Below are 24,518 nucleotides of genomic sequence, written 5' to 3'. Positions count from 1 at the left end.
GGCGTGTAATTATTACAAGATTACAAATTTCATTATTTTTCACGATTTTTGAGGAATAATATTTTGAATGATATATTGTAATTGTGAGGTTTGAGTCTTTTGATAAGAGACATCCTCTTGTATTTTTCGAGTAAATATGTATGGATATTAGAAGGACTTGTCATTTTTATAGAGAATATGATAAATGGGAGCTTTTTAAAGGTGGTGTAGGGAAATGAAGCATCCTTTTTCGCGGTTCTTTGGGTTAGGCGAAAAAGAAGAAGAGCAAGTAGATATGGAGACACCTAGTAAAAATGAAGAAATAAAACAAATAGCCATTTCTGATATAGTAGCAAACCGGTACCAACCAAGAACGGTATTTAATGAAAATAAGATTGCGGAATTGGCTCAGACTATTCACACACATGGTATCATTCAACCGATTGTTGTCAGGGAATATGAACAAGGTAAGTTTGAAATTATTGCAGGTGAACGTAGATTTAGGGCTATGCAAAAACTCGGTTGGGAGTCGGCACCGGCAATTGTTAAGGACTTCAATGATACAGAAACGGCATCAGTAGCACTTATAGAGAATTTACAAAGGGAAGAGCTTACGCCAATTGAAGAAGCTCTCGCTTATGGTAAGTTATTGGAACTACATCAACTTACACAGGAAGCACTTGCGCAAAGGCTAGGGATTGGTCAATCAACGGTGGCGAATAAGTTAAGGTTATTGAAGTTGCCCCAAGAAGTGCAAGATGCCATTTTACAAAAACAGATTACCGAACGCCATGCTCGCTCATTAATTCCTTTGAAAGATCCAGAGAAACAAGTAAAACTTCTTGCAGAAATTATTGAGAAGAATTGGAATGTGAAGCAAACGGAAGAGCGAGTTGTGAAATTGCTCAGCAGCATAGATAATAAACCGAAACCGAAGCGAAAGGCTTTCAGTAAAGATATGCGAATTGCTCTCAACACAATTAGACAATCTCTTACAATGGTAACCGATAATGGAATAAATCTTGATTCGGAGGAAGAGGAATTTGAGGAATATTATCAATTTACGATAAAAATTCCAAAGAAGAAATCATAATCTTATAGAATTATTGAGGTTGTCTTAGGAAGGGTCCGATCTCACACTTTATACACCGTTTATAGTGTCATTTAGACGTCATATAATCGGTATATAATAGATGTGGGCTTATGACCCTTTCGTTATAGGACAGCCTCCTTTTGCTATAGCTGAACATTCAATATTAATACTTTCAAAGGCTATCTAAAATATTCTTTTTTTTGTTTGATTTTGAGAAAATAATTAAAAGGTACTCTATTCATGATAAAATAGAAAAGATTAATAGATTGCTTTTTTAGTAATCTGAAGATTAGAGTCAGAAATTTTTGAATTCGAAAATGAAATAGGTATATAAATGATAGATGTAAGAAGAAATTGTTTCGAAAGTAGGTGACATCATGGGAAAGGTTCTTGCGATTGCCAATCAAAAGGGCGGGGTTGGCAAAACGACAACCTCAGTAAATCTAGGCGCTTGTTTAGCATACATTGGAAAAAAAGTACTAATAGTAGATATTGATCCTCAAGGCAATGCCACGAGTGGAGTGGGGATTGATAAGTCGGATGTCGAACAGTGTATATATGATGTACTGGTCGATGATGTCTGTGCGAACGTGGTGATTAAAGAGACAAAGGTTGAGAATCTGTACACGATTCCAGCTACGATTCAACTTGCAGGCGCAGAAATAGAGTTGGTGCCGACTATTTCGAGAGAAGTCCGTTTGAAAAGGGCACTTGAGGAAGTCGAACATCTATATGATTATGTTATTATTGACTGTCCACCATCTTTAGGCTTGCTTACGTTAAACTCATTAACTGCAGCTGATGCAGTATTGATTCCTGTACAATGTGAATATTATGCCTTAGAAGGACTCAGTCAGTTGTTGAACACCATTCGCCTCGTTCAAAAGCACTTGAATCAGTCCTTGAAAATTGAAGGGGTGCTGCTCACTATGCTCGATGCCCGGACAAACTTAGGCTTGCAAGTAATTGAGGAAGTAAAAAAATACTTTCAGGATAAAGTATACCAAACCATTATTCCTAGAAATGTTAGATTAAGTGAAGCACCGAGCCACGGAGAACCTATTATTATCTATGATCCTAAATCAAAAGGAGCAGAGGTTTATTTAGACCTCGCGAAGGAAGTGATAGCAAATGGCTAAGGGACTTGGAAAAGGGATCAATGCCCTATTTACAAATCTTGAAGCGGGAAAAGAGGATGCGGTTATTGAAGTAAATATCAAGGAACTACGCCCGAATCCTTATCAGCCGCGAAAAGTATTCCGAAAAGAGACACTTGCAGAGTTAAGACAATCAATTGAACTACATGGAATTCTTCAACCGATAATCGCTAGAAAAAGTATTAAGGGCTATGAGATTGTTGTTGGTGAAAGACGTTTTCGAGCTGCGAAGGAAGCCGGGTTGAAGACCGTCCCTGTCGTTGTTAGAACACTTGATGAAAACCAAATGATGGAGTTGGCTATTTTAGAAAATCTTCAACGTGAAGATTTAAACCCAATTGAAGAAGCTTCAGCCTATCAGAAACTTTTAGAAAGACAAGGTGTTACTCAGGAACAATTGGCGAGGCGCTTAGGAAAAAGTCGTCCTCATGTTGCAAATCATATTAGGCTGCTATCGTTACCAACAGAGGTTCAAACCTATATTTCTGAAGGGGAAATATCAATGGGACATGGTCGGGCATTGCTTTCATTGAAGAATAAGGATGCACTACAATTTGTGGTTAATAAAGTACTTAAGGATGGGATGAATGTTCGGCAATTAGAACAATACATTCAAGATTATAATCAAGATGTTCCACGTGAAACTGCAAGTAAAAAAGAGCCAACAAAAAAAGACGTTTTTATCAAAGAACGCGAATCAGTTTTACGCGAGCGATTTGGAACTTCGGTAACGATAAAACAAAGTAAGAAAAAAGGTAAAATTGAAATTGAATTTTATTCTCGTGAAGACCTGGAACGGATTTTGGAATTGATTCAACAAGAAGATTTGTCTTCATAAGTATAAAGAGGAGGGTTTAAGTAATTCACTCTTCTTTATTAAGTGATAAGTGAATAATGTTATGAGATTTTTATATGTATCGTACACCTGTCATGCTCGATTGATAAGTCAACTCATTATGGAAAATGGGACTTCCTTTAAGGACTGCCTAGATTCCTATTTTTTTTGTACCGACAGGAAGCAGCGAATTTAGTTGGACTTCTTAGTTCTGGGGTCTTTATCTACTTATTCAGTTTTTGTAGCCAAGACAGGTGTCGATTTTTTCTTTACATAATATCTATAGATAAAGGTGAGCGCGTTGGTGTTGTTAGGGACATTAGTTAACGGTTTATGTATTATTGTAGGCACATTACTGGGCAGGTTTCTTAAAAACATTCCTGAGAGTATGAAACAGACAGTAATGAGCGGGATAGGTCTTGCTGTTGTGGTTCTTGGACTTCAAATGGGCTTTAAAAGTCAGCAATTCCTCATTGTTATATTGAGTATAGTCCTAGGTGCTGTGCTCGGTGAGTGGATTGACTTAGATGCTAAGTTAAATGCGTTAGGAAATTGGCTAGAAAGAAAGTTAGGAGGGCCAAAGGAGGGAGATTCCATTTCACAAGGTTTTGTGACCGCAACACTCATTTTCCTAATCGGGGCTATGGCAGTTATCGGTGCACTGGATAGTGGAATTAGACATGATCATGATGTGTTATATACAAAAGCAATTATTGATGGTTTCACAGCTATTATTCTAGCAAGTACGCTTGGCATTGGTGTTATTTTCTCAAGTATTCCTGTCATGCTCTATCAAGGAATTATTGCTCTTTTTGCAACGCAAATAGATAAATGGGTTCCAGCTGCTTATTTAGATTCTTTTATTTCAGAAATGACGGCAGCAGGAGGAGTAATGATTTTCGCTATTGGTTTAAATATAATGGGAGTTACAAAAATTCGAGTCGCAAACCTTTTACCTGGCATATTGGTTGTAGCTATCCTTACATTCGTTTTTTACTATTTTGAAATATCTTTATGAAAGCAACGTTTTTACGCTTAGTTAAATGGGATGTGAAACTGCCGTGCTACACAAGTAAATGAACAATCATGTTAATAACCATGTTGATTAACATGTCTATTTCTTAAAAAGAAGGGAATGAATGCTTCCCTCCCATTACACACTTTTCTCTTGGTCTAACACGAAGTTAAAATGAGGGATTGTTGTTTGTTTAGCTGCAAAATGGAAGCTGGCAAAGTAAATGCCATTGGCAATTGTCTTAGCCATTTTTAGAACAAGACTCAAGCGAGTATTTTGCAAAACCATAAATTCCATAAATCCGCTCACATTAACAATCCCAGTAATATGGGCATCTCCTACAGCTGGAAGATCTTTATTCACCCCGGCTCCCGGTTTAACGGGGCCTTCACCTACTTGCACGATTCCAATACTTTTCGATCGACCAAGGCAAGCATCGATTCCTATGATGAATGGATTATCGTGTTTTGTCTTAATGATCGCAAGCTGTTCTGTTAAGTTCATCGCATGTATAGGTTCTTCAAGCGTTCCGTAAACAAAGAATGGAGAGGGGCTTGTTTTCTCTAATAATAAAGTTCCGACTAGTGGACCGAGAGAATCTCCTGTGGATCGATCTGTTCCAATGCACACGATAACGATAGTCTGCCCGTTTGCAGGAAGCAACGATATTAATTCCTGTGAGATTCTCCGTGGTGCATCTATTTCATCGTGCAAAATCCTATTTTTAGTGTCAAATAAACTAGATTTCAGGTTCATCGACTCCACTCCTCTGTCTTAGTACTAACAGTATACGGAAAAAAAGGAAATGGTATACGTGAAGGTGGGGAAAGAAATTTTAAAAAGGATTATAGTTTGGAGACTTCTTGAAAATGGTATAATACCATCATTGGTTACATTCAATTACAATGTTTCGTTATTCATTCTGTGACACCTAAGGATTTCTACCCCGCGTTAACGGGTTGTAAAATACCCACTGATTGAAGTTTCACTTTATCTGAGAGATTAAGATGATTAGTTGGGACAATGTAATTAAAAAAATATACTGGTTGGTGATCTGTTTGCCTATTTCAAGTAAGATGTTAGAAAGATTCATTGTTAAGTTTTCTGCAGAAGAGACTTGGATCGGTATTGGTGAGAGCTTATTGCAAATTTTAATTGTTTTTATTTTATCTCGTATTGTTATTGTGCTAGGAAAAAAAATCATCTCTAAATTTTTCCTGATGCGTGAGAAAAGCCCTTTGCGGGTATCGGAACGCAGAGATGCTACTTTATTAAGATTATTAAAGAATGTTCTTACATATACCGTTAATTTTATTACCATCATCATGATCTTGGAAGCTGTGCATATTGAAGTGAAAGCACTATTAGCTGGAGCAGGAATAATCGGGTTAGCTATTGGTTTCGGTGCACAAAGCTTGGTGAAAGATGTAATTATGGGCTTTTTTATTATATTTGAAGACCAGTTTTCGGTGGGAGACCAAATAAAGATTAAAGACTATGAAGGGGAAGTAGTGGAAATTGGATTAAGGACGACTAAGATTAAGAGCTCAATTGGACAACTGTTTGTGATTCCAAATGGAAGTATTCTAGAGGTTACTAATTTTTCCATTCTGAATAGCGTCACTGTTGTTGATCTTACACTTCCTTATGACGGGGATATCGAGCGTGCAGAAAGAACAATTTCTCATATGCTTGAATCATTGCCGGCAAAATATGAGGATATCGTGAAGACACCGCAAGTGTTAGGTATTCAGTCGCTCAACCCGAGTGATGTAGTTCTGAGAATTACAGCAGAAACCATCCCAACGCGGAACTACTATATAGGCAGGGTTTTGCGAAAAGAATTAAAGAACTGCATCGATGAAAACTATCTAAAAGCCACAGTCCAAGAAGAAGCATAATGTATAAATTGTTATAGTAAAGGGGGAAGAAAAGTGGAAGAGAAAGTGTTTGGCCTAAATGATATAGTTGAAATGAAAAAGCCCCACCCATGCGGAGTGAATAGTTGGAAAATCATACGTTTGGGAATGGATATCCGCATTAAATGTGAAGGGTGCGGCCATAGTGTCATTTTACCAAGACGTGAATTTAGCCGTAAAATGAAGAAAATATTAAAGAAGCACGAGGAAGAGTAAGAACTTACTTACGATAATGCGATGTCGAAGTGACTTCATGATACATGGGAAAGGATTGCTTTATTTCCTTGTCTTTTTCATGTCCACTATCTATAATTGTGAAAGGTTTAACTATACGACTGTAAATATAGTATATTTTTGAAATAAAGTGAAATTCCCATCATGGCTTTTTATCCCGCTGATGGCTAGTCCTGTTCTAGTGCCGCTAAATCGGAAGCTAAAGTTTCGATACAGTGACACTATGAACCTGATTCAATGAATCACAGACTTAGGCTCCGCGTCCTGCGGCAATGTCTGTGTGACCCACATCCTGTGGGCGCAAACTTTACCTCTGCTTATGCATCGGTAAGTTTCACTGTATCTCACTAATCGGAGATCACAGGCTGTTTTATTCCCCACCTATTTTTTTCTTTATTTGCCATGAAAATTGAAGCGGGAGATTACAGCCTGTTAAACCTGGATAAAAGGTAATTTATTAGAGGAGTGGAAGAAAATATGGCTTTAACGGCAGGTATTGTTGGTTTGCCGAATGTTGGTAAGTCTACATTGTTCAACGCAATAACTCAAGCTGGTGCAGAATCGGCCAACTACCCATTTTGTACGATTGACCCGAATGTAGGCATCGTAGAAGTGCCGGATCATCGTCTACAAAAATTAACTGAATTGGTACAACCCAAAAAAACAGTACCGACAGCATTTGAATTCACAGATATTGCTGGGATTGTAAAGGGTGCTAGTAAAGGTGAAGGACTAGGAAATAAGTTCTTATCACATATTCGTCAAGTAGATGCAATTTGCCAAGTTGTACGCTGCTTTGCAGATGATAATATTACGCATGTTTCAGGGAAAGTAAATCCAATCGATGATATTGAAGTAATTAATCTTGAATTGATTCTTGCCGATCTGGAATCAGTTGATAAGCGCATTGAACGTGTTGGTAAAATGGCGAAGCAAAAAGACAAAGATGCCATGTTTGAACATGAAATTCTAGTTGCTTTGAAGGAAGCTTTAGAAGCAGAGAAGCCTGCTCGTACAGTAGAGTTTTCTGATGAACAGTTAAAAGTCGTGAAAGGCATGCATCTACTGACAGCGAAACCGACGTTATATGTTGCAAATGTAAGCGAAGATGAAGTTGCAAACGCAGATGATAATGAGTATGTCAAACAAGTGCGCGAATATGCTGAGAAAGAAAATGCAGAGGTTATTGTCATTTGTGCAAAGATAGAAGAAGAAATTTCCGAACTTGATGGAGAGGAAAAGGAAATGTTCTTATCTGAACTTGGCATTGAAGAGTCTGGTCTTGACCAATTAATACGTGCTTCATACCATTTACTTGGACTTGCAACGTATTTTACAGCGGGTGTACAAGAAGTTCGTGCATGGACGTTCCGTAAAGGGATGAAAGCACCACAATGTGCGGGTGTTATTCATACAGACTTTGAACGTGGCTTTATCCGCGCAGAAACGGTTTCTTATGAAGATTTGTTGGCAGCTGGAAGTCATTCAGCAGCTAAAGAAGCAGGAAGAGTTCGACTTGAAGGAAAAGAATATATCGTAAATGACGGCGATGTTATTCATTTCCGTTTTAACGTATAAGAAGGTATGTAGGGTGTCTCAATAGGGTTTGACTCCGTATTCTAAATCAGTAAGTTGTGTGGCGTATACTTAACTTATACTGTATTTAGCTGTTGCGAGGTCCTATCCTTTGCTTTTGGGACACTCCTTTTTGTTGATTCATTTATCTACATAGATTCATTGCAAATAATGAACATCTGTGCTATAATTTCATCTTGTGAGTAATTATATAATTGCTCCTTGCCCGAAAAGGGCCGCTTAGACCAAAAGGAGGTGACAGAGATGAGAAAGTACGAAATTATGTACATCATCCGTCCAAACATTGAGGAAGACGCTAAGAAAGCACTAGTTGAACGTTTCAACACAATCCTTACTGATAATGGTGCGGAAATGACAGAAGCAAAAGAGTGGGGTAAACGCCGCCTAGCTTACGAAATCAATGATTTCCGTGACGGTTACTACATGCTTCTTAAAATCAATGGTGAAGCAGCTGCGATTCAAGAATTTGATCGTTTAGCTAAAATCAGCGAAGATATTATTCGCCACATGGTAACTAAAATCGAAGCTTAATTTGAAATAAATATAAATTCCCATCTGACAGGGGTTGATTCTGATGATGAATCGCGTAGTTTTAGTAGGTCGCTTAACGAAAGATCCTGAATTACGTTACACACCAAATGGAGTTCCTGTTGCTACTTTTACGTTAGCTGTCAATCGGCCTTTTTCGAATCAGCAAGGTGAAAGGGAAGCAGACTTTATTAACTGTGTAGTTTGGCGAAAACCGGCAGAAAATGTGGCGAACTTTTTGAAAAAAGGAAGTTTAGCTGGCGTGGATGGACGTGTCCAAACACGTAATTATGAAGGACAAGACGGCAAACGTGTATATGTGACAGAGATTCAAGCTGAGAGCGTTCAATTTCTTGAACCACGAAGCAGTTCAGCGGGTGAAAGAAATGAAGGCGGTTCTTACGGAAATCAAAGAAGTTATAACAATAATAACGGCTATGATAACAATAATTCGTATGGACAAAATCCAAATCAGAATCAACGGAGCAATAACAACTATACACGTGTAGATGATGACCCATTTGCAAATGACGGTAAAACAATCGACATTTCAGATGATGATCTACCATTTTAAGCGATCGGCAGCTTAAAAAAAATAAAACGATAAGGAGGACAAAACAATGGCAATGGGTGGACGTAAAGGACGCGGAAAGCGTAAAAAGGTTTGTTACTTTACAGCAAACGGAATCACTCACATCGACTATAAAGATGTGGATCTTCTTAAAAAATTCATCTCAGAACGCGGTAAAATTTTACCACGTCGTGTAACTGGTACAAGTGCTAAATACCAACGCAAATTAACAATTGCGATTAAACGCTCACGTACTATGGCATTACTACCATATGTATCTGGTGAATAATAACAGTTAAAAACACATTAGGGATTCTCTCTAATGTGTTTTTTGTTAGTGAAAATAGAATGTTAAAAAGTCCTCTCAATAATCCCTAAAACGTTTATCTCAAACAAGTAAATTTACAAGAATCCGACACTTCACTACCATAGGCTATTCACCCCATTATTGTATATAATTTTATCCCGCATTAACAACGGGCAGTAAAACCATCACCTCAAGGCTTTAGGGGATCAAAGAAGCGTGGGTGGGGGAATAGCAGCCTAATCTGGTTGCGGCTCCTACACCTACTTAAGGCCATAAGCTGTAATACTCTGTGGCAAACTACGCCGCGCCGTATTCCATCTTATACTCGTCGGACTATCACAGGATGGGATGGAGTCTCCGTTGCTCACAGAATATGGGTCACACAGACATTGCCACAGAACGCGGTGTACTTAGTCTGTGATTGATTGAACCTTAGATCGTACTGTCGATTGATCAAAGTGAAAACGAAAATCTTGCGACACTAGAACGGGAATAACAAAATGAAGAAAACCCCACTGATTAAAGTTTCACTATAAAAACGAAAAAGAAGCAGATGGGAAATTTGAAATATTAAGATACAAACAGCTACAATAATAGGAGGTTCACCCCTATTAACTTCATTCTAGAATAGGATATATGGATTGCAGTTAGAGTATGATAACCTCGTCAATTTTGAAAGGATGTGAAGCGTTGAACGACGGAAGAAAAGTAGCAGAAGGCGGAGTATTGCTTGCTCTGTATAGTATATTATTATTTTTGGCGATTCAACTTCCTTTCATTGGATCAATCCTATTTTTTATATTACCAATCCCTTTCATTTTAATAGCGCTTAAGCAAAGTATGACTTGGGCTTTTGGGTTCTTGTTCATTGCATGTTTACTAACTATGATCTTTGGGACCGTCTTGGCTCTACCGGTAGCATTATTAACAGGGTTGTCAGGGATTACAATTGGCTATCAATTGCGAAAAAATTACTCAACCATTAAGATATTCATTAGTACAGTAATTGTCATGTTAGCTTGTTTAATTGTCATGTTCGGATTTTCTGTTTGGTTCCTGAATATGAATGTTATTACCGAGAGTATTGATATGTTGAAAACGTCAGTGGACAAATCCATTGAAATACTAGCTGCATTTGGAAAGAGCCCAACTGATAAGAGTTTAGAAAACATTTATGTAGCAATTGATTTACTGGATACACTAATACCATCTATGTTTGTGATGTCTTCTTTGATCTTGTCCTTCTTAATCCTTTTAGTAGCTCAGCCGTTTTTAAAACGATTTAGCGAAAAGAAATTGAAATGGCCACTATTTAGAGATCTACAACTTCCGAAAAGTATTTTATGGTATTATTTAATTACGATGATTGTAGCGATGACTACCAATCCTAATCAAGGTGAGTTCTTATTTACTGTTATCTCCAATCTTTTATTTATATTGCATATCTTTGTCTTAATGCAAGGATTGTCATTTGTCTTTTTCTGGTCAGATCGACAAGGGTGGTCAAAGGTTATACCTATAATTATGATTATCCTTATATTCATGAGCCCACTGTTTCAATTTATCGTTAGATTCTTGGGTATAATCGATCTAGGTTTTCCTTTAAGACAAAATATCGCTAAAAAAAAATAACGTGCATAAAATGATAAAAACGAGCAAAATGTATGATCCTTTTAGGAGCTGAAAATATGCCATCATATTTAAAGAAGTACCAGATCCTATCCCGCTTATATGGATTGCTTTCGGTAGCCATTCTGTTATTAGGTGTCCTCGCTTATTACAATTGGTGGGTCGCTTCTATAGGGTTTTTACTTTTCATTGGTTTGTTTGCGCTGGTTCTGCAAGTGGAATTGCGAAATCGGCGTGAAACTGAGGAGTATATCTCAACCCTATCCTATCGTTTAAAAAAGGTCGGTGAAGAGGCATTACTCGAAATGCCGATCGGCATCATGCTGATGAACGATGATTATTATATTGAGTGGACGAATCCGTACTTAGCGTCTTGCTTTGATGAAGATTCCTTAACGGGCAGGTCGTTGTACGATGTAGCAGAAGCAATTGTTCCGTTGATTAAGCAGGAATTGGAAAGTGAAACAATCACTCTTAATAACCGTAAATTCAGGATTGTGCATAAGCCTGAGGAGCGGTTGCTGTACTTTTTTGATGTTACAGAACAAATTGAAATTGAAAAACTATATGAAAATGAACGAACAGCTATTGCAGTAATTTTTCTTGATAACTATGATGATTTAACTCAAGGAATGGACGATCAGCGCAAAAGCAGTTTAAACAGTATGGTTACTTCCTTACTTGATAAATGGGCAAAGGATAATGGAGTTTTATTAAAACGGACTTCTTCAGATCGCTTTATTGGAATTTTTAATGAAAGTATTTTGCAACAGCTTGAAAAGGGTAAATTTGCTATACTGGATGAAATTCGCGAATCAACTTCAAAACATAATGTACCGCTAACATTAAGCATCGGTGTTGGTTCAAGTGTATCCTCGTTACCTGAGCTAGGGTCAATTGCTCAATCAAGCCTTGATTTGGCATTAGGGCGAGGTGGCGATCAAGTTGCTATTAAATTGCCGAATGGAAAGGTTAAGTTCTATGGAGGCAAAACGAACCCAATGGAGAAACGAACTAGAGTGCGGGCGAGGGTTATCTCCCATGCATTGAAGGATATAGTTCTCGATAGCGATAAGGTCATTGTGATGGGGCATAAGAGCCCTGATATGGATGCGATTGGATCAGCTATAGGTATATTGAAGGTTGCGCAGACGAATGACCGTGAAGGCTATATCGTAATTGATTTTCAAGATATAGATAAAAGCGTTCGACGATTAATAGAAGAAATTAAAGCAACAAAGCCAGATTTATATGGCCGGTTTATTACACCAGAAGATGCCTCTGAAATAATTACGGATGAAACACTTCTAGTCATAGTTGATACTCACAAGCCGTCGATGGTTATTGATGAACGATTGTTAAACAGAATGGATCAAGTAGTCGTAATTGACCATCATAGACGCAGTGATGAGTTTATTTCTCATTCCTTACTTGTTTACATGGAGCCGTATGCGTCTTCAACGGCCGAGCTTGTGACTGAGTTGCTTGAGTATCAGCCGAAGAAAAGCAAGATGGATATGTTAGAGGCAACTTCTCTACTTGCAGGCATTATCGTCGATACGAAGAGTTTCACACTAAGGACGGGATCGAGAACCTTTGATGCAGCATCTTATTTACGCACTCAGGGAGCGGACACAGTACTCGTTCAAAAGTTTTTAAAAGAAGACGTTCATACGTATATTGAACGATCGAAGCTGATTGAAGCTGTCTCCTTTTATAAGGAAGGTATTGCAATTGCAGTTGGTGAACCTGATGAAATCCATAACCAAGTAATAATCGCGCAAACTGCTGATACATTGCTTACAATGGACGGTGTTGTCGCCTCTTTTGTCATTGCTATGCGTTCAGATGACTTGGTTGGTATTAGCGCTCGTTCACTAGGAGATGTAAATGTGCAAGTCGTTATGGAGATGATTGAAGGCGGAGGGCATTTAACCAATGCGGCAGCTCAAGTGACAGGTTCTATTGATGAAGCTGAATCATTATTAAAAGCAGCCATCGATGAATATTTAGAGGGAGGAAAAAAACAATGAAAGTTATCTTTTTAAAAGACGTAAAAGGAAAAGGGAAAAAAGGGGAAGTTAAAAATGTTGCGGATGGATATGCACATAACTTTCTTTTAAAACAAGGATTAGCTGTTGAAGCGAATAATGCAAATACAAAAACACTAGAAGCGAAAAAAAATAAAGAAGACCAACTTGCAGCTGAAGAATTACAGCAAGCAAGAGAATTGAAAGAAAAAATCGAAAACCTAACGGTTGAGCTACACGCAAAAGCTGGAGATGGCGGCAGATTATTCGGTTCAATTACAACCAAACAAATTGCTGAAGAACTTCAGAAGAAACATGGCATCAAAATTGATAAACGAAAAATGGATCTTAATGAAGGGATTCGTTCTTTAGGCCACACGAAACTTCCAGTTAAGCTACACCATGAAGTAACGGCGACACTAACGGTTTCTGTAAAAGAAATTAACTAATTTTAGCACTGTCATATCGATAAAAAATTGATAAAATAGAGTATAGATAAAAAAGGAGATCGGGCTTATACGTTCAATCTTCTTTTTTTGATGAAATTATTCTGATTGTATGATATCTATACTATTTAAATAAAGTATTACAAATAGTGGGTGATCACCCGCTGATTGTTAGTTGGACCGATCGGGCTTATACCCATCTTTGCTTCTTTGATTCCTCGAAGCCTTAAGGTAGGGGGAATGCCCGTTAATGTGGGATAAATAAGTAAAGCAACTTTGTATAAAGGAGGCCAAAATATGAATGAGACATTTCAAGATCGGATACCGCCACAAAATGTCGAAGCGGAACAGGCTGTTTTGGGGGCCATATTTTTGGAGCCTTCGTCATTAACGGTTTCTTCGGAGATTTTAATACCTGAAGATTTTTATCGATCTTCACATCAAAAAGTATTTAACGCCATGCTCAAGCTTAATGATATGGGAAAGGCTGTCGATTTAGTGACAGTTACAGAAGAGCTAGCAGCTGTAAAGATCTTAGAAGAGGTCGGAGGCGTTTCTTATTTAAGTGAATTGGCAGCGTCTGTCCCTACTGCAGCCAATGTTGAATACTACGCGAAAATTGTGGAAGAAAAATCATTATTGAGAAGATTAATTCGTACGGCAACCAATATTGCTCAAGAAGGGTACAGCCGAGAAGATGAAGTTGAAAGTCTGTTAGGCGAGGCTGAGAAGAGTATTATGGAGGTCGCTCAGAGAAAAAATTCAGGTGCCTTCCAAAACATTAAAGATGTGCTTGTCAGAGCATATGATAATATTGAAGAACTGACCAATCGTAAAGGAGATGTTACAGGTATTCCGACAGGGTTTGATGAGCTTGATCGGATGACTGCTGGGTTTCAGCGTAACGATTTAATTATTGTTGCAGCTCGTCCATCGGTTGGTAAGACTGCATTTGCTTTGAATATCGCTCAGAATGTAGCAACGAAAACAGAAGAAAATGTTGCGATCTTCAGTTTGGAGATGGGTGCTGAACAGCTCGTAATGCGTATGCTCTGTGCCGAAGGAAATATCAATGCCCAGAATTTACGTACAGGAGCACTAACAGATGAAGATTGGCGTAAGCTGACAATGGCGATGGGGAGCTTATCCAATGCTGGAATCTATATCGATGATACACCTGGTGTCCGGATTGGTGAAATCCGCTCGAAGTGCCGACGTCTTAAACAAGAGAATGGCCTTGGGATGATCATGATTGATTATCTTCAATTAATTCAAGGAAATGGTCGCTCAGGTGAGAACCGTCAACAAGAAGTATCTGAAATTTCTCGTTCCCTCAAGTCACTTGCTCGTGAGCTTCAGGTACCAGTTATTGCACTTTCCCAGCTCTCACGTGGAGTTGAACAACGCCAAGACAAGCGACCGATGATGTCTGATATTCGGGAATCAGGAAGTATTGAGCAGGATGCTGATATTGTCGCTTTCCTATACCGAGATGACTATTATGACAAAGAATCGGAAAACAAAAATATCATTGAAATTATCATTGCTAAACAGCGTAATGGTCCAGTAGGGACCGTCTCTCTTGCTTTTGTGAAGGAATACAATAAGTTCGTAAATCTAGAAAGGCGTTTTGATGATGCCGGCATGCCTCCAGGGGCATAGGGATAGTTTATAAGATTGCGGTTATGTACTTTATATTATGTATTTGTGTTCATCGCTATTCTGCACTGTACGAAATAGTTGTGAAATAGCCTCTATCATTTTTCTTGAAAATTGTATAATTAAACAATTAATGAGAAAAATAAGATGATATTCTTGAAATAAGGCGAATGATAATTGATAAATGTTAATTAATGTTCGTATTATAATTGACTGTGGTATCAGCTTACTGTTAAAATAAGTTTGTTGAATAAGAGAACGGTGTATAATTCAGGAATACGTGAACCTACGGAGGTGCTTTTCTAATATGTCATCAGTGGTAGTAGTTGGAACGCAATGGGGCGACGAAGGAAAAGGAAAAATCACAGACTTTCTATCTCAAAATGCAGAAGCCATCGCTCGATATCAGGGTGGGAATAATGCAGGCCATACGATCAAATTTAATGGTCAAACGTATAAACTTCACTTAATTCCTTCGGGGATTTTCTATAGTGAAAAAATTTGTGTAATTGGCAATGGGATGGTTGTGGACCCAAAAGCACTTGTAGCAGAATTAGCATACTTGCATGATCACGGAGTTACAACAGATAACCTACGTATTTCTAACCGTGCTCATGTCATTCTTCCTTATCATTTGAGATTAGACGAAGTGGAAGAAGAGCGCAAAGGTGCAAATAAAATTGGTACAACGAAAAAAGGCATCGGCCCTGCTTATATGGACAAAGCAGCAAGGATTGGAATCCGTATGGCAGATTTACTTGACAGAGAAGTGTTTGAAGAAAAACTTATTTCTAATCTTGAGGAAAAAAACCGTATGCTTGAGCGTTTTTATGAAACAGAAGGCTTCAAACTAGAAGATATATTTGAGGAGTATTATGAATATGGTCAACAAATTAAGCAATATGTTTGCGATACTTCCGTAGTCCTGAATGATGCGTTAGATGAAGGAAAACGCGTATTATTTGAAGGTGCGCAAGGGGTAATGCTTGATATAGACCAAGGAACTTACCCGTTCGTTACTTCATCAAACCCGGTAGCGGGAGGAGTAACAATCGGGTCAGGTGTTGGACCAACAAAAATCAACCATGTGGTTGGAGTATGTAAAGCTTATACAAGCCGTGTGGGAGATGGCCCTTTCCCAACTGAATTGGATAATGAAATCGGTCACCAAATTCGGGAAGTAGGCCGTGAATACGGAACAACAACAGGTAGGCCGCGCCGTGTAGGTTGGTTTGACTCAGTAGTCGTCCGTCACGCTCGGCGTGTCAGTGGCATTACCGATCTTTCACTTAATTCAATTGATGTATTGTCAGGGATTGAAACAGTAAAAATCTGTATAGCCTACAAATATAAAGACCAGATCATTCATGAATTTCCAGCTAGCCTGAAAATGATTGGGGAATGTGAGCCTGTTTATGAAGAACTACCAGGTTGGCCTGAAGACATCACAGGCTGCAGATCCTTGGATGAACTCCCACTAAATGCTCGACATTATGTAGAACGTATTTCTCAACTAACGGGTATTCCGTTAACTACTTTCTCGGTAGGTCCTGACCGGACGCAAACCAATATTGTTAGAAGCCCATGGCGGTTAGAATAGTCTCCTAAAGGGGTTGTTCCATAACAAAAGGGTCAGTTCTCACATATTCTTTACATCGTTTATATTTAACTGTGTATAGAGTGCGAGGCGGATCCTTTGGACAATCCTTTATTTGTTTGGCTCTGTTAAACTTGCCTGTTGATTGAAACGTACGGCGCTCGCTTCCCGCAGGAGTCACACGCCTTCTGCTCAATCAACATAGTGCCACAATCAACAATGAGCTTTAATATAGCCTTTTGTTTAATCAGCTTGATACTAATGTTTTAATTATGATATGTAATACGTTAAGGGCCTTTTTTTAAAAAATAAACGTTTTATTTTAAAATACTATTGCGTTAACTAGTGTAACTATGATAATATCAAAAGCGTCGTCATAAATGAGTTAAATTTTACGAGCCATTAGCTCAGTTGGTAGAGCATCTGACTTTTAATCAGAGGGTCGCAGGTTCGAATCCTGCATGGCTCACCATTTATAAATATGGCCCCTTGGTCAAGCGGTTAAGACACCGCCCTTTCACGGCGGTAACACGGGTTCGAATCCCGTAGGGGTCATCAGCAACATTGAAGTAAATTACAATGCTGACACATTTGTAAGTCTTAAAAAAGTACGCTTAATATTTAATATGGTCCCGTGGTGTAGCGGTTAACATGCCTGCCTGTCACGCAGGAGATCGCGGGTTCGATTCCCGTCGGGACCGCCACTTCATTTGCTTTTTTTGAAAATAAGAAATGGAGATATACATAGAGTTTAGACATTGAATCTAGTATGGCTCAGTAGCTCAGTCGGTAGAGCAACGAGCATAATCATCGTTGAATTGACTCCGAGTTGTAACCAACGAGTTGCATCTTGATTGAACCTTCTGAGTTGGGGACAAAGGACAAGCGGTCTCTTATTTAGGAAGTAAATTTTATATGGCTCAGTAGCTCAGTCGGTAGAGCAAAGGACTGAAAATCCTTGTGTCGGCGGTTCGATTCCGTCCTGAGCCACTTCATAACACTCCTTATGGAGTGTTTTTTTGCGTCTTTTTTTTATCGTTTAATGGGCTGTATCCCTTCAACTCAATTATTGTTTAGAGAATCTGAAGAGAATAGGTGGCGTGGGTGAAAAAACCTGCTGATACAAGTTCTACTTTATGAACTTGTATCAACTCATTTTATCCTTTTGTAACACTATGTCAGAAATTATACATTTGTATTACATTACTGCGTCTATGTCATGTTTCTTTTTTTATTATGGTAGAGTAATTGAAAATGAATCTAGTCCAATTTTTCCCGGTTTAGCAGGCCATAATACCCTTACCTCAATTTTTTGAGAGAATCACGAAATAGATAGGTGAGGGATAAACAGCCTGTAAATCCCCGATTGGTGCAACTAACCCTCAGTGGAGATAAACAAACCCCCGCTGAGGGAAGTTTCACTTTATCTAGATTTATCTCTTAAATTTTTGGCTATGTTAAAACCTTGTTGTTGATTTTGGCACTATGTTGATTGGAGCGGTAAGCGAACGCCTTTCGTTGCAATCAACAGGCAAGTTTAACTGAGCTAATTTTTAATGAATTAAGTTGCGTGGCAATAGGGAGGATAAAGGGTATGTTAAGTAGGAAAGATGTATGTTCCGCTTTATTATTAATGGCTAATATCATTCTTATTGTGATGACCATTATTCCAAAAGGTTCAGTAGCTGCTATAGATGCGGATGAGACATTCCTGATTAATCAAGAATATAGGCATAATGAAGTCGGCAGTAGTATGGAAAATTTCTTATACAAGAATCAATTAATAGAGGAGCAAATAGTTAGTACCGACAAGGTAAGCGATGAGGTCATATGGGGAATAAACAATCAATTCGAAGGCAAAGAGGAAGCGTATGCATATGTTATCGGTGGAGAAGTGATTGCGTATTTGTCTTCAAAAAAAGAGGCTGAGGAAGTAACGAAGAATATCATGCTTCAGTATATGTCAGAAGAGGAGTTTTATGGCCCCAAGGGTTTTTTAGAAAAGGGCAAAATCATGAATGTTCAGTTATCTGAGCCTATTACGTATGAATATAATTCCGTTCATCCAGATCAATTACACTCAGTTGAAGAAACTTTAACATTCATTAAAGAAGGAAAATTAATCTTAACAGATTATATGGTTGAAAATGAGAAAAATTTGCAGGAGATAGCTGATACGAATCATCTAACAATTGAAGAAATGCTACAATTAAACTCTCATTTATCAACAGATGATGTGCTGAAAAAGGGAGATGTCGTGGTCATTTCTAAGATTATACCTTATATTCAAGTAGCAGTTGAGAGAGAACTTCCTCAGAAATTTGATATCCCATTCGAGACTAAGGTTAAAGAAAATGAAACCTTGTTTACAAGTAGAACACAATTGGAACAAGATGGTAGAATTGGCAGTGAAGTTGAGTACCAAGAAATAAAATCTGGAAACATAACAAAAAATGCTGTGAATGAGCAGATTAATAAAAGAACAAACGAAGTCCCATCCCAGGGTACAGGTTCTTTTATCTGGCCTGCAGATGGCGGTTATATTTCTAGTGAACAAGGCCGCCGTTGGGGGAAAATGCATAAAGGTGTTGATATTGCCCAATCAACTACAAGAACGATCTATGCAGCTGATCAAGGGACTGTGGTTGAAGCTGGGATATCAGGTGGTTATGGTAATAAAATTAGAATAGATCATAATAATGGGTACGAAACAATTTATGCCCATCTTGAATCAATTGATGTGAAGATTGGTGATATCGTTTACGGAGGCTCAGAAATTGGTATTATGGGTTCGACAGGCCAATCAAATGGTGAACATCTACATTTTGAGATTTGGAAAAATGGTCGTCTTGTGAACCCGTTAGAATTTATCTCGCATTAACAGGCAGAAAGCAGAGGTATTAGTGACACTAGAACGAGACGAACCATCAGCCGAGGATGAAGAAAACCCTGCTGATTGATAAGTGAAGGGCTGTCAGTCTTAAAGAAGTGCTTTATTAAACAGTAAATCAATACTTTCACTTTTTACAAGTCTTCGGATTAGGTTCGAAGATTTTTTATGTAGAAAAGAATGCTAATGTCTGGTAAATAAGGGGTGATAGTAGGAATAGGATGATTTCAGCATCACAAAATGATAAAGTAGAGTAGAGAGAAATTTAATAGATTCCTTCAAAATGGAATGAATTTAAATTAATTGTTTATTAAAGATACATGTAAATATTGTGCGTGATGATTTGTAGATAAAGGGGATATGTTTATGGAAAAGAAAATTCTTGTTGTGGATGATGAAAAACCAATTGCAGACATTCTTCAATTTAACCTAAAAAAAGAGGGATTTGAAGTTTATTGTGCATATGACGGTAATGAAGCTCTTACAATGGTAGAAGATCTTCAGCCTGATTTAATCTTATTAGATATTATGCTACCTCAGCGAGATGGCATGGAAGTTTGCCGAGAAGTACGTAAGAAATATGAAACACCCATCATCATGCTTACAGCAAAGGACTCGGAAATCGATAAAGTATTAGGGCTGGAGTTAGGGGCAGATGACTATGTGACGAAGCCCTTTAGTACACGGGAGATTATTGCCCGAGTGAAGGCAAATTTAAGACGCCAGCAATCAACTCCGGTTTCAAATCCTGAAGAACAATCGAAAGAGATTTCGGTTGGTACACTTATTATTCACCCAGATGCTTATGTAGTTTCCAAACGCGGTGATACGATTGAATTAACACATCGTGAATTTGAATTGCTACATTACTTAGCAAAACATATTGGTCAAGTGATGACGCGTGAGCATTTGTTACAGACGGTATGGGGATATGATTATTTTGGCGATGTGCGTACTGTCGATGTTACGGTTAGACGTCTTCGTGAAAAAATTGAAGATAACCCAAGCCACCCAGGTTGGATTGTAACAAGAAGAGGGGTAGGCTATTACCTTCGTAACCCTGAACAGGAGTAAGATCATGAAAAAGGTTGGTTTACTCCGTTCGATTCATGTGAAATTTGTAGTGATTTATCTGCTACTCATTTTTGTTGCTATGCAAATTATTGGTGTTTATTTTATTGGAAAATTAGAAGATAATCTTGTGAATAATTTTCAGAAATCTATCCGTGGGCATGTGAATCTTCTAACGTATAGTATAAGTGAGGAAATGGTTAAGGAAAGAGACGGTGATGACCCGACACTTAAAGATGCAATTAACACAATCTTAAAAGATCGCGACAAATCCTCAAATAATATAACTGAAGTTCAAGTTATAGATCTCCGTAGTCGACGTGTGCTTGGGTCATCTGATCCTGGAAATCAGACCATTGTTGGCAAGAAAACAACAGAGGACATCATTAAACGGACGCTTGTCTTAGGAGCAGTGGATCAGGAGGTACGTGTTGATCAGAAAACAAATAGGCGTGTCTGGGTTTTAGCTGTACCAGTAGACTATAATGAAAAGGTTATTGGTGCAGTTTTTGTTATTGCTGATATGGAGAATGTTTTTGATCAATTAGATGAAATCAATCATATTTTCATCACCGGGACAGCTATTGCATTAAGCATCACCGCATTATTAGGTGTTTGGTTAGCAAAAACAATTACGAGACCGATGACTGATATGCGTAAACAAGCTATTGCTATGTCAAAAGGGAATTTTTCAAGAAAAGTTAAAGTATATGGCGATGATGAAATTGGCCAGTTGGCTGTTACATTTAATAATTTAACGAAAAGGCTACAGGAATCCCAATCAAGTACGGAAGGTGAACGGAGAAAATTATCTTCCATTCTTTCCTATATGACAGATGGTGTCATATCGACGGATCGCCGCGGGCGAGTCATTTTGATTAATGAACCTGCTGCAAAGTTATTGGATGTTTCACGTGAAACAGTATTAAATCAACCCATCATTGAATTATTAGATCTTGGAGAAGACTACACATTTGAGGACTTATTAGAAGAGCGAGATTCTGTCATTTTAGACTATAGTAAGCCAAAACAGCCTTACGTTCTCCGGGCTAATTTTTCTGTTATTCAAAAAGAAACAGGTTTTGTCAATGGTCTTATTACAGTGCTTCATGACATTACTGAGCAGGAAAAGATTGAGGAAGAACGTCGTGAATTCGTGGCAAACGTTTCCCATGAATTGCGAACACCGTTGACGACGATGCGCAGTTATTTGGAAGCATTAGCAGAAGGGGCATGGAAAGATGAAGCTATCGCTCCTTCCTTTCTGAATGTAACACAAAATGAAACAGAGCGTATGATTAGGCTAGTAAATGACCTATTACAGTTATCGAAAATGGACAGCCGGGATTATAAATTAAAAAGTGGCTGGGTAAATTTTAATGATTTCTTTAATCACCTGATTGATCGACTTGAAATGTCGAAAAAAGAGACGATTACATTTAAACGATATATTCCTAAAGAATCATTCTTTGTTGATATTGATGAAGATAAAATAACCCAAGTTCTTTATAATATTATTTCAAACGCGACCAAGTACTCTCCTGAAGGTGGACAGATTACATTTAGGGTTAAAGGAGAAGAAAAGTCCATTATCATTAGTATTAGCGATGAAGGTGTCGGGATTCCGAAGAATAATTTAGAAAAGATTTTTGAGCGGTTTTATCGAGTAGATAAAGCTAGATCCAGGAATCTTGGTGGAACTGGACTTGGCTTGGCGATTGCAAAGGAAATGATTGTCGCACATGGCGGGAAAATCTGGGCTGAGAGTGTGGAAGGAAAAGGGACAACTGTCTATTTCACTCTTCCTTACGAGCTGGAGCAAGAGGATGATTGGTCATGAGTTTTGAGAGAATAAAAAGTATTGTTCTAATGATATTAGTTCTTACGAGTGGTTATTTAACTTGGCAAATTTGGACCTATCAACCAACCTATGAAAATTCAGATCAGAGTGAGTATTTTAAAGTAGCAAGTGATATTAAAACTATCGCAGATGTTGTGAAACCAAAGAGTGTGCTTTTACATGTGGGAGAGCGGCATTATCAATTGAATGGTGAAACGGAAATGAATAATATCCAGCAAGCATTCTCAAAATGGTCGATATACAGCTTGGAAGATATTTCCCGTCAAGTGAATGAAGTAGAATTTCTGACATTTATCCATTCAAAATCGAATACAGAAATTAACTTTACTGATCAAATACCATTCAAGCTTTATAAGTCTGTATTTAATGTTGAAATGAATGAAATACCTGAGTTTTCTTTTGATAAAATCATATTTAATTCCTCAAACAGTAATTTGGAAGAAGCGAAGATGTACTTTATATCAACAGAGAATAGGACAATTATTCAAACGATCGTCAATGGAGAAAGTATTCGTAGATTCTATGGAATGTATTATAAAAATGCTGATGAGTATCCCGAATATGTAAAGTATCAGGTCAATAAGAGAAAGGATATCTATCTTTTAAAAGATCCTCCTTCTATGGATCAGTTTAGTTATCAACTTGGATATATGAATATTAATACCTTCAAGAATGCCTTATTTAGTGATCCGACATCTGTGCGTCATGAGTATGACTCCGATGTTGAAGAATTTACCGATGGGACCAGACTATTGTCTGTTGATCGTGATTCGGCGATGATTAATTTCATCAACCCTTCACAAAAGAAAGAAGCATTTAGTAGTACAAGTGATTTATTGCAGCAAAGCATTAACTCTGTAAATGACCATGCAGGTTGGGATAAAAGGACAGGCGGTGAAAGTCCATTTCGACTTTCTGGGATATCACAAGAAGAGCAAAGAGTAATCTTCCGTTTATTTGTCAATGGACTTCCGGTATTTAATGAAGAAGGGATGGCTGAAATTGAACTGGTTTGGGGCAATGAGGAAATCTACCAATATCAGCGTCCGTATTTTTATTTGGAATTTGCTTATCCATATCCTTCAAAATCTAAATTGCTGCCTTCTGGTGAAGAAGTAATAGAGGCTTTGAAAAATGTCAAGAATCTCAACCCTGAAGCGATTGAAGATCTTGAAATTGGTTATCGAATGACCACAATTAATTCGAAATCTGTCAATTTGGTGCCTACTTGGTATTACCGATATGCAGGGACATGGATCATCTTGCCTTTTGAGCATGAAGGGGAGGATCGATAATGGACTGGAATCGAACGAAAACCATATTTATCATGGTATTTCTCATTCTTGATATTTTTCTTTTAGACCAATTTATGGGGAAGAAAAGTGATAATAAGTATGATTACATGGCTCAAGCCTCTATCGATGAGCTCCTAAAGGAAGAAAATATAGAATATACTCCCATGACGAAACAAAAGCAGAAAGAGAACTATTTAGTGGCTAAAACGAAAGTTTTTAAAAAGGACGATCTGAAGTCTTTGAAAGATCAAGAAATCACGATTGTAGATGTAGATCGAACGAAAGTAGTAGGCACATTTAAAACGAAAACCAAAATTAGTGAAAAGCTGCAATCAAGTGAAATTGATCTTTTCGTGAAAGAAAATATCTATCATGGAGAAGATTATCGCTACTGGACACACGATAAAACGAGCAATTCAATTATTTATTATCAAGCATTTAATAGTAAACTATTTTATAATAATAGTAAGGGTAAGGTTACTCTATTTTTAAATGAAAATAAGGAAATCACTTCTTACGAGCAAACGTATTTAGAAGATATAGAAGAATTTAATGAACCGAAAGAAATGATTCCTCCGATAAAGGCCATTGAAGCTCTCTATTTAAAAGGAGACATTCCGCCTGATAGTAAAATAACCGCGAAACACGGATATTATAATTCATTACAATCCAACTCTTCCTCTTCGTCGTTTTTGCTAGTACCTACTTGGCGCATCGTTGTAGATGACAAAAAGGATTTGTTCGTAAACGCATTTGATGGGGAAGTAATTGAAATGAATACGGAGGACAAAATATTAATGGAGTGA

General features: G+C 37.9%; 21 protein-coding genes and 4 tRNA genes. 24 read left to right on the top strand and 1 reads right to left on the bottom strand.

The annotated features are described in order from the left end of the window. Positions 1-214 precede the first annotated feature (214 nt). The 4 genes from noc (at position 215) to HNP81_RS16330 (ending at position 4,082) form a co-directional block, all read left to right on the top strand. Complete coding sequence (gene noc / locus HNP81_RS16345) at positions 215-1,072, top strand: nucleoid occlusion protein (protein ID WP_028393789.1); 858 nt, start codon at positions 215-217, stop codon at positions 1,070-1,072. A 377-nt stretch (positions 1,073-1,449) separates the two neighbouring features. Then, complete coding sequence (locus tag HNP81_RS16340; protein WP_028393790.1) at positions 1,450-2,211, top strand: ParA family protein; 762 nt, start codon at positions 1,450-1,452, stop codon at positions 2,209-2,211. Continuing rightward, complete coding sequence (locus HNP81_RS16335; protein WP_182503298.1) at positions 2,204-3,067, top strand: ParB/RepB/Spo0J family partition protein; 864 nt, start codon at positions 2,204-2,206, stop codon at positions 3,065-3,067. The genes HNP81_RS16340 and HNP81_RS16335 overlap by 8 nt, the downstream gene beginning before the upstream one ends. 298 nt (positions 3,068-3,365) lie before the next feature. Then, on the top strand, positions 3,366-4,082 hold the full coding sequence (locus HNP81_RS16330) for a DUF554 domain-containing protein (RefSeq protein ID WP_028393792.1): 717 nt from the start codon (positions 3,366-3,368) through the stop codon (positions 4,080-4,082). Between the two features lie 135 nt (positions 4,083-4,217). Here HNP81_RS16330 and yyaC read toward each other — a convergent pair whose 3' ends face one another. After that, positions 4,218-4,835 carry a spore protease YyaC gene (gene yyaC, locus HNP81_RS16325; protein WP_028393793.1) on the bottom strand — a complete coding sequence of 206 codons (618 nt, stop codon included), beginning with the start codon at positions 4,833-4,835 and terminating at the stop codon, positions 4,218-4,220. Between the two features lie 302 nt (positions 4,836-5,137). On the opposite strand from yyaC, the gene HNP81_RS16320 reads away from it, so the two are divergent. From HNP81_RS16320 to HNP81_RS16225, 20 genes are all read left to right on the top strand, one after another. Then, positions 5,138-5,980 (top strand): mechanosensitive ion channel family protein, encoded by an 843-nt coding sequence (locus HNP81_RS16320; RefSeq protein WP_235179246.1) that lies wholly within the window; start codon positions 5,138-5,140, stop codon positions 5,978-5,980. A gap of 33 nt (positions 5,981-6,013) precedes the next feature. Next, positions 6,014-6,214 (top strand): DUF951 domain-containing protein, encoded by a 201-nt coding sequence (locus HNP81_RS16315; RefSeq protein WP_028393794.1) that lies wholly within the window; start codon positions 6,014-6,016, stop codon positions 6,212-6,214. 495 nt (positions 6,215-6,709) lie between these two features. Continuing rightward, a complete protein-coding gene (gene ychF / locus HNP81_RS16310) occupies positions 6,710-7,810 on the top strand; it encodes a redox-regulated ATPase YchF (protein ID WP_028393795.1) in 1,101 nt (366 codons plus the stop codon). Positions 7,811-8,071: 261 nt separating this feature from the next. Next, positions 8,072-8,359, top strand: coding sequence for a 30S ribosomal protein S6 (rpsF, locus tag HNP81_RS16305; protein ID WP_028393796.1), 288 nt, complete (start codon positions 8,072-8,074; stop codon positions 8,357-8,359). Positions 8,360-8,402: 43 nt separating this feature from the next. Further along, a complete protein-coding gene (ssb, locus tag HNP81_RS16300; protein WP_028393797.1) occupies positions 8,403-8,930 on the top strand; it encodes a single-stranded DNA-binding protein in 528 nt (175 codons plus the stop codon). 46 nt (positions 8,931-8,976) lie between these two features. Then, positions 8,977-9,216, top strand: coding sequence for a 30S ribosomal protein S18 (rpsR, locus tag HNP81_RS16295; RefSeq protein ID WP_028393798.1), 240 nt, complete (start codon positions 8,977-8,979; stop codon positions 9,214-9,216). Positions 9,217-9,924: 708 nt separating this feature from the next. Continuing rightward, positions 9,925-10,866 (top strand): YybS family protein, encoded by a 942-nt coding sequence (locus tag HNP81_RS16290; RefSeq protein ID WP_182503297.1) that lies wholly within the window; start codon positions 9,925-9,927, stop codon positions 10,864-10,866. 56 nt (positions 10,867-10,922) lie between these two features. After that, positions 10,923-12,896, top strand: coding sequence for a DHH family phosphoesterase (locus HNP81_RS16285; protein WP_182503296.1), 1,974 nt, complete (start codon positions 10,923-10,925; stop codon positions 12,894-12,896). After that, entirely contained in the window at positions 12,893-13,342 is a 450-nt protein-coding gene (rplI, locus tag HNP81_RS16280; RefSeq protein WP_028393802.1) for a 50S ribosomal protein L9, read from the top strand. The genes HNP81_RS16285 and rplI overlap by 4 nt, the downstream gene beginning before the upstream one ends. Positions 13,343-13,636: 294 nt before the next feature. Beyond that, positions 13,637-15,001 (top strand): replicative DNA helicase, encoded by a 1,365-nt coding sequence (dnaB, locus tag HNP81_RS16275; RefSeq protein ID WP_028393803.1) that lies wholly within the window; start codon positions 13,637-13,639, stop codon positions 14,999-15,001. Between the two features lie 304 nt (positions 15,002-15,305). Next, positions 15,306-16,598: an adenylosuccinate synthase gene (locus HNP81_RS16270; RefSeq protein ID WP_028393804.1), complete on the top strand. Its 1,293-nt coding sequence runs from the start codon at positions 15,306-15,308 to the stop codon at positions 16,596-16,598. Between the two features lie 393 nt (positions 16,599-16,991). Continuing rightward, positions 16,992-17,067: transfer RNA gene (locus HNP81_RS16265), tRNA-Lys, on the top strand. A gap of 11 nt (positions 17,068-17,078) precedes the next feature. Next, positions 17,079-17,150: transfer RNA gene (locus tag HNP81_RS16260), tRNA-Glu, on the top strand. Positions 17,151-17,223: 73 nt separating this feature from the next. Further along, a tRNA-Asp gene (locus HNP81_RS16255) sits at positions 17,224-17,299 on the top strand. Between the two features lie 213 nt (positions 17,300-17,512). Beyond that, positions 17,513-17,585, top strand: a tRNA-Phe gene (locus HNP81_RS16250). Between the two features lie 604 nt (positions 17,586-18,189). After that, positions 18,190-19,476 carry a peptidoglycan DD-metalloendopeptidase family protein gene (locus HNP81_RS16245; protein ID WP_182503295.1) on the top strand — a complete coding sequence of 429 codons (1,287 nt, stop codon included), beginning with the start codon at positions 18,190-18,192 and terminating at the stop codon, positions 19,474-19,476. Positions 19,477-19,851: 375 nt separating this feature from the next. After that, positions 19,852-20,559: a response regulator YycF gene (yycF, locus tag HNP81_RS16240; protein WP_182503294.1), complete on the top strand. Its 708-nt coding sequence runs from the start codon at positions 19,852-19,854 to the stop codon at positions 20,557-20,559. A gap of 4 nt (positions 20,560-20,563) precedes the next feature. After that, positions 20,564-22,396, top strand: a complete 1,833-nt coding sequence (gene walK / locus HNP81_RS16235) for a cell wall metabolism sensor histidine kinase WalK (protein WP_028393807.1) — start codon at positions 20,564-20,566, stop codon at positions 22,394-22,396. Further along, complete coding sequence (locus HNP81_RS16230) at positions 22,393-23,712, top strand: YycH family regulatory protein (protein ID WP_182503293.1); 1,320 nt, start codon at positions 22,393-22,395, stop codon at positions 23,710-23,712. Before walK ends, HNP81_RS16230 begins: the two co-directional genes overlap by 4 nt. Continuing rightward, positions 23,712-24,518 (top strand): two-component system regulatory protein YycI, encoded by an 807-nt coding sequence (locus HNP81_RS16225; protein ID WP_182503292.1) that lies wholly within the window; start codon positions 23,712-23,714, stop codon positions 24,516-24,518. Before HNP81_RS16230 ends, HNP81_RS16225 begins: the two co-directional genes overlap by 1 nt.

It is taken from the genome of Peribacillus huizhouensis, from assembly GCF_014138605.1.
GTDB lineage: Bacteria > Bacillota > Bacilli > Bacillales > DSM-1321 > Peribacillus > Peribacillus huizhouensis.
This window is presented reverse-complemented; position numbering and strand designations above follow the sequence as displayed.

What these genes read in the sequence shown, in the direction of transcription:
- noc (WP_028393789.1), top strand. Translation starts at nt 215, where the DNA reads ATGAAGCATCCTTTTTCGCGGTTCTTTGGGTTAGGCGAAAAAGAAGAA.
- HNP81_RS16340 (WP_028393790.1), top strand. Translation starts at nt 1,450, where the DNA reads ATGGGAAAGGTTCTTGCGATTGCCAATCAAAAGGGCGGGGTTGGCAAA.
- HNP81_RS16335 (WP_182503298.1), top strand. Translation starts at nt 2,204, where the DNA reads ATGGCTAAGGGACTTGGAAAAGGGATCAATGCCCTATTTACAAATCTT.
- yyaC (WP_028393793.1), bottom strand. Translation starts at nt 4,835, where the DNA reads ATGAACCTGAAATCTAGTTTATTTGACACTAAAAATAGGATTTTGCAC.
- ychF (WP_028393795.1), top strand. Translation starts at nt 6,710, where the DNA reads ATGGCTTTAACGGCAGGTATTGTTGGTTTGCCGAATGTTGGTAAGTCT.
- rpsF (WP_028393796.1), top strand. Translation starts at nt 8,072, where the DNA reads ATGAGAAAGTACGAAATTATGTACATCATCCGTCCAAACATTGAGGAA.
- ssb (WP_028393797.1), top strand. Translation starts at nt 8,403, where the DNA reads ATGATGAATCGCGTAGTTTTAGTAGGTCGCTTAACGAAAGATCCTGAA.
- rpsR (WP_028393798.1), top strand. Translation starts at nt 8,977, where the DNA reads ATGGCAATGGGTGGACGTAAAGGACGCGGAAAGCGTAAAAAGGTTTGT.
- HNP81_RS16285 (WP_182503296.1), top strand. Translation starts at nt 10,923, where the DNA reads ATGCCATCATATTTAAAGAAGTACCAGATCCTATCCCGCTTATATGGA.
- rplI (WP_028393802.1), top strand. Translation starts at nt 12,893, where the DNA reads ATGAAAGTTATCTTTTTAAAAGACGTAAAAGGAAAAGGGAAAAAAGGG.
- dnaB (WP_028393803.1), top strand. Translation starts at nt 13,637, where the DNA reads ATGAATGAGACATTTCAAGATCGGATACCGCCACAAAATGTCGAAGCG.
- HNP81_RS16270 (WP_028393804.1), top strand. Translation starts at nt 15,306, where the DNA reads ATGTCATCAGTGGTAGTAGTTGGAACGCAATGGGGCGACGAAGGAAAA.
- HNP81_RS16245 (WP_182503295.1), top strand. Translation starts at nt 18,190, where the DNA reads ATGTTAAGTAGGAAAGATGTATGTTCCGCTTTATTATTAATGGCTAAT.
- yycF (WP_182503294.1), top strand. Translation starts at nt 19,852, where the DNA reads ATGGAAAAGAAAATTCTTGTTGTGGATGATGAAAAACCAATTGCAGAC.
- walK (WP_028393807.1), top strand. Translation starts at nt 20,564, where the DNA reads ATGAAAAAGGTTGGTTTACTCCGTTCGATTCATGTGAAATTTGTAGTG.
- HNP81_RS16230 (WP_182503293.1), top strand. Translation starts at nt 22,393, where the DNA reads ATGAGTTTTGAGAGAATAAAAAGTATTGTTCTAATGATATTAGTTCTT.
- HNP81_RS16225 (WP_182503292.1), top strand. Translation starts at nt 23,712, where the DNA reads ATGGACTGGAATCGAACGAAAACCATATTTATCATGGTATTTCTCATT.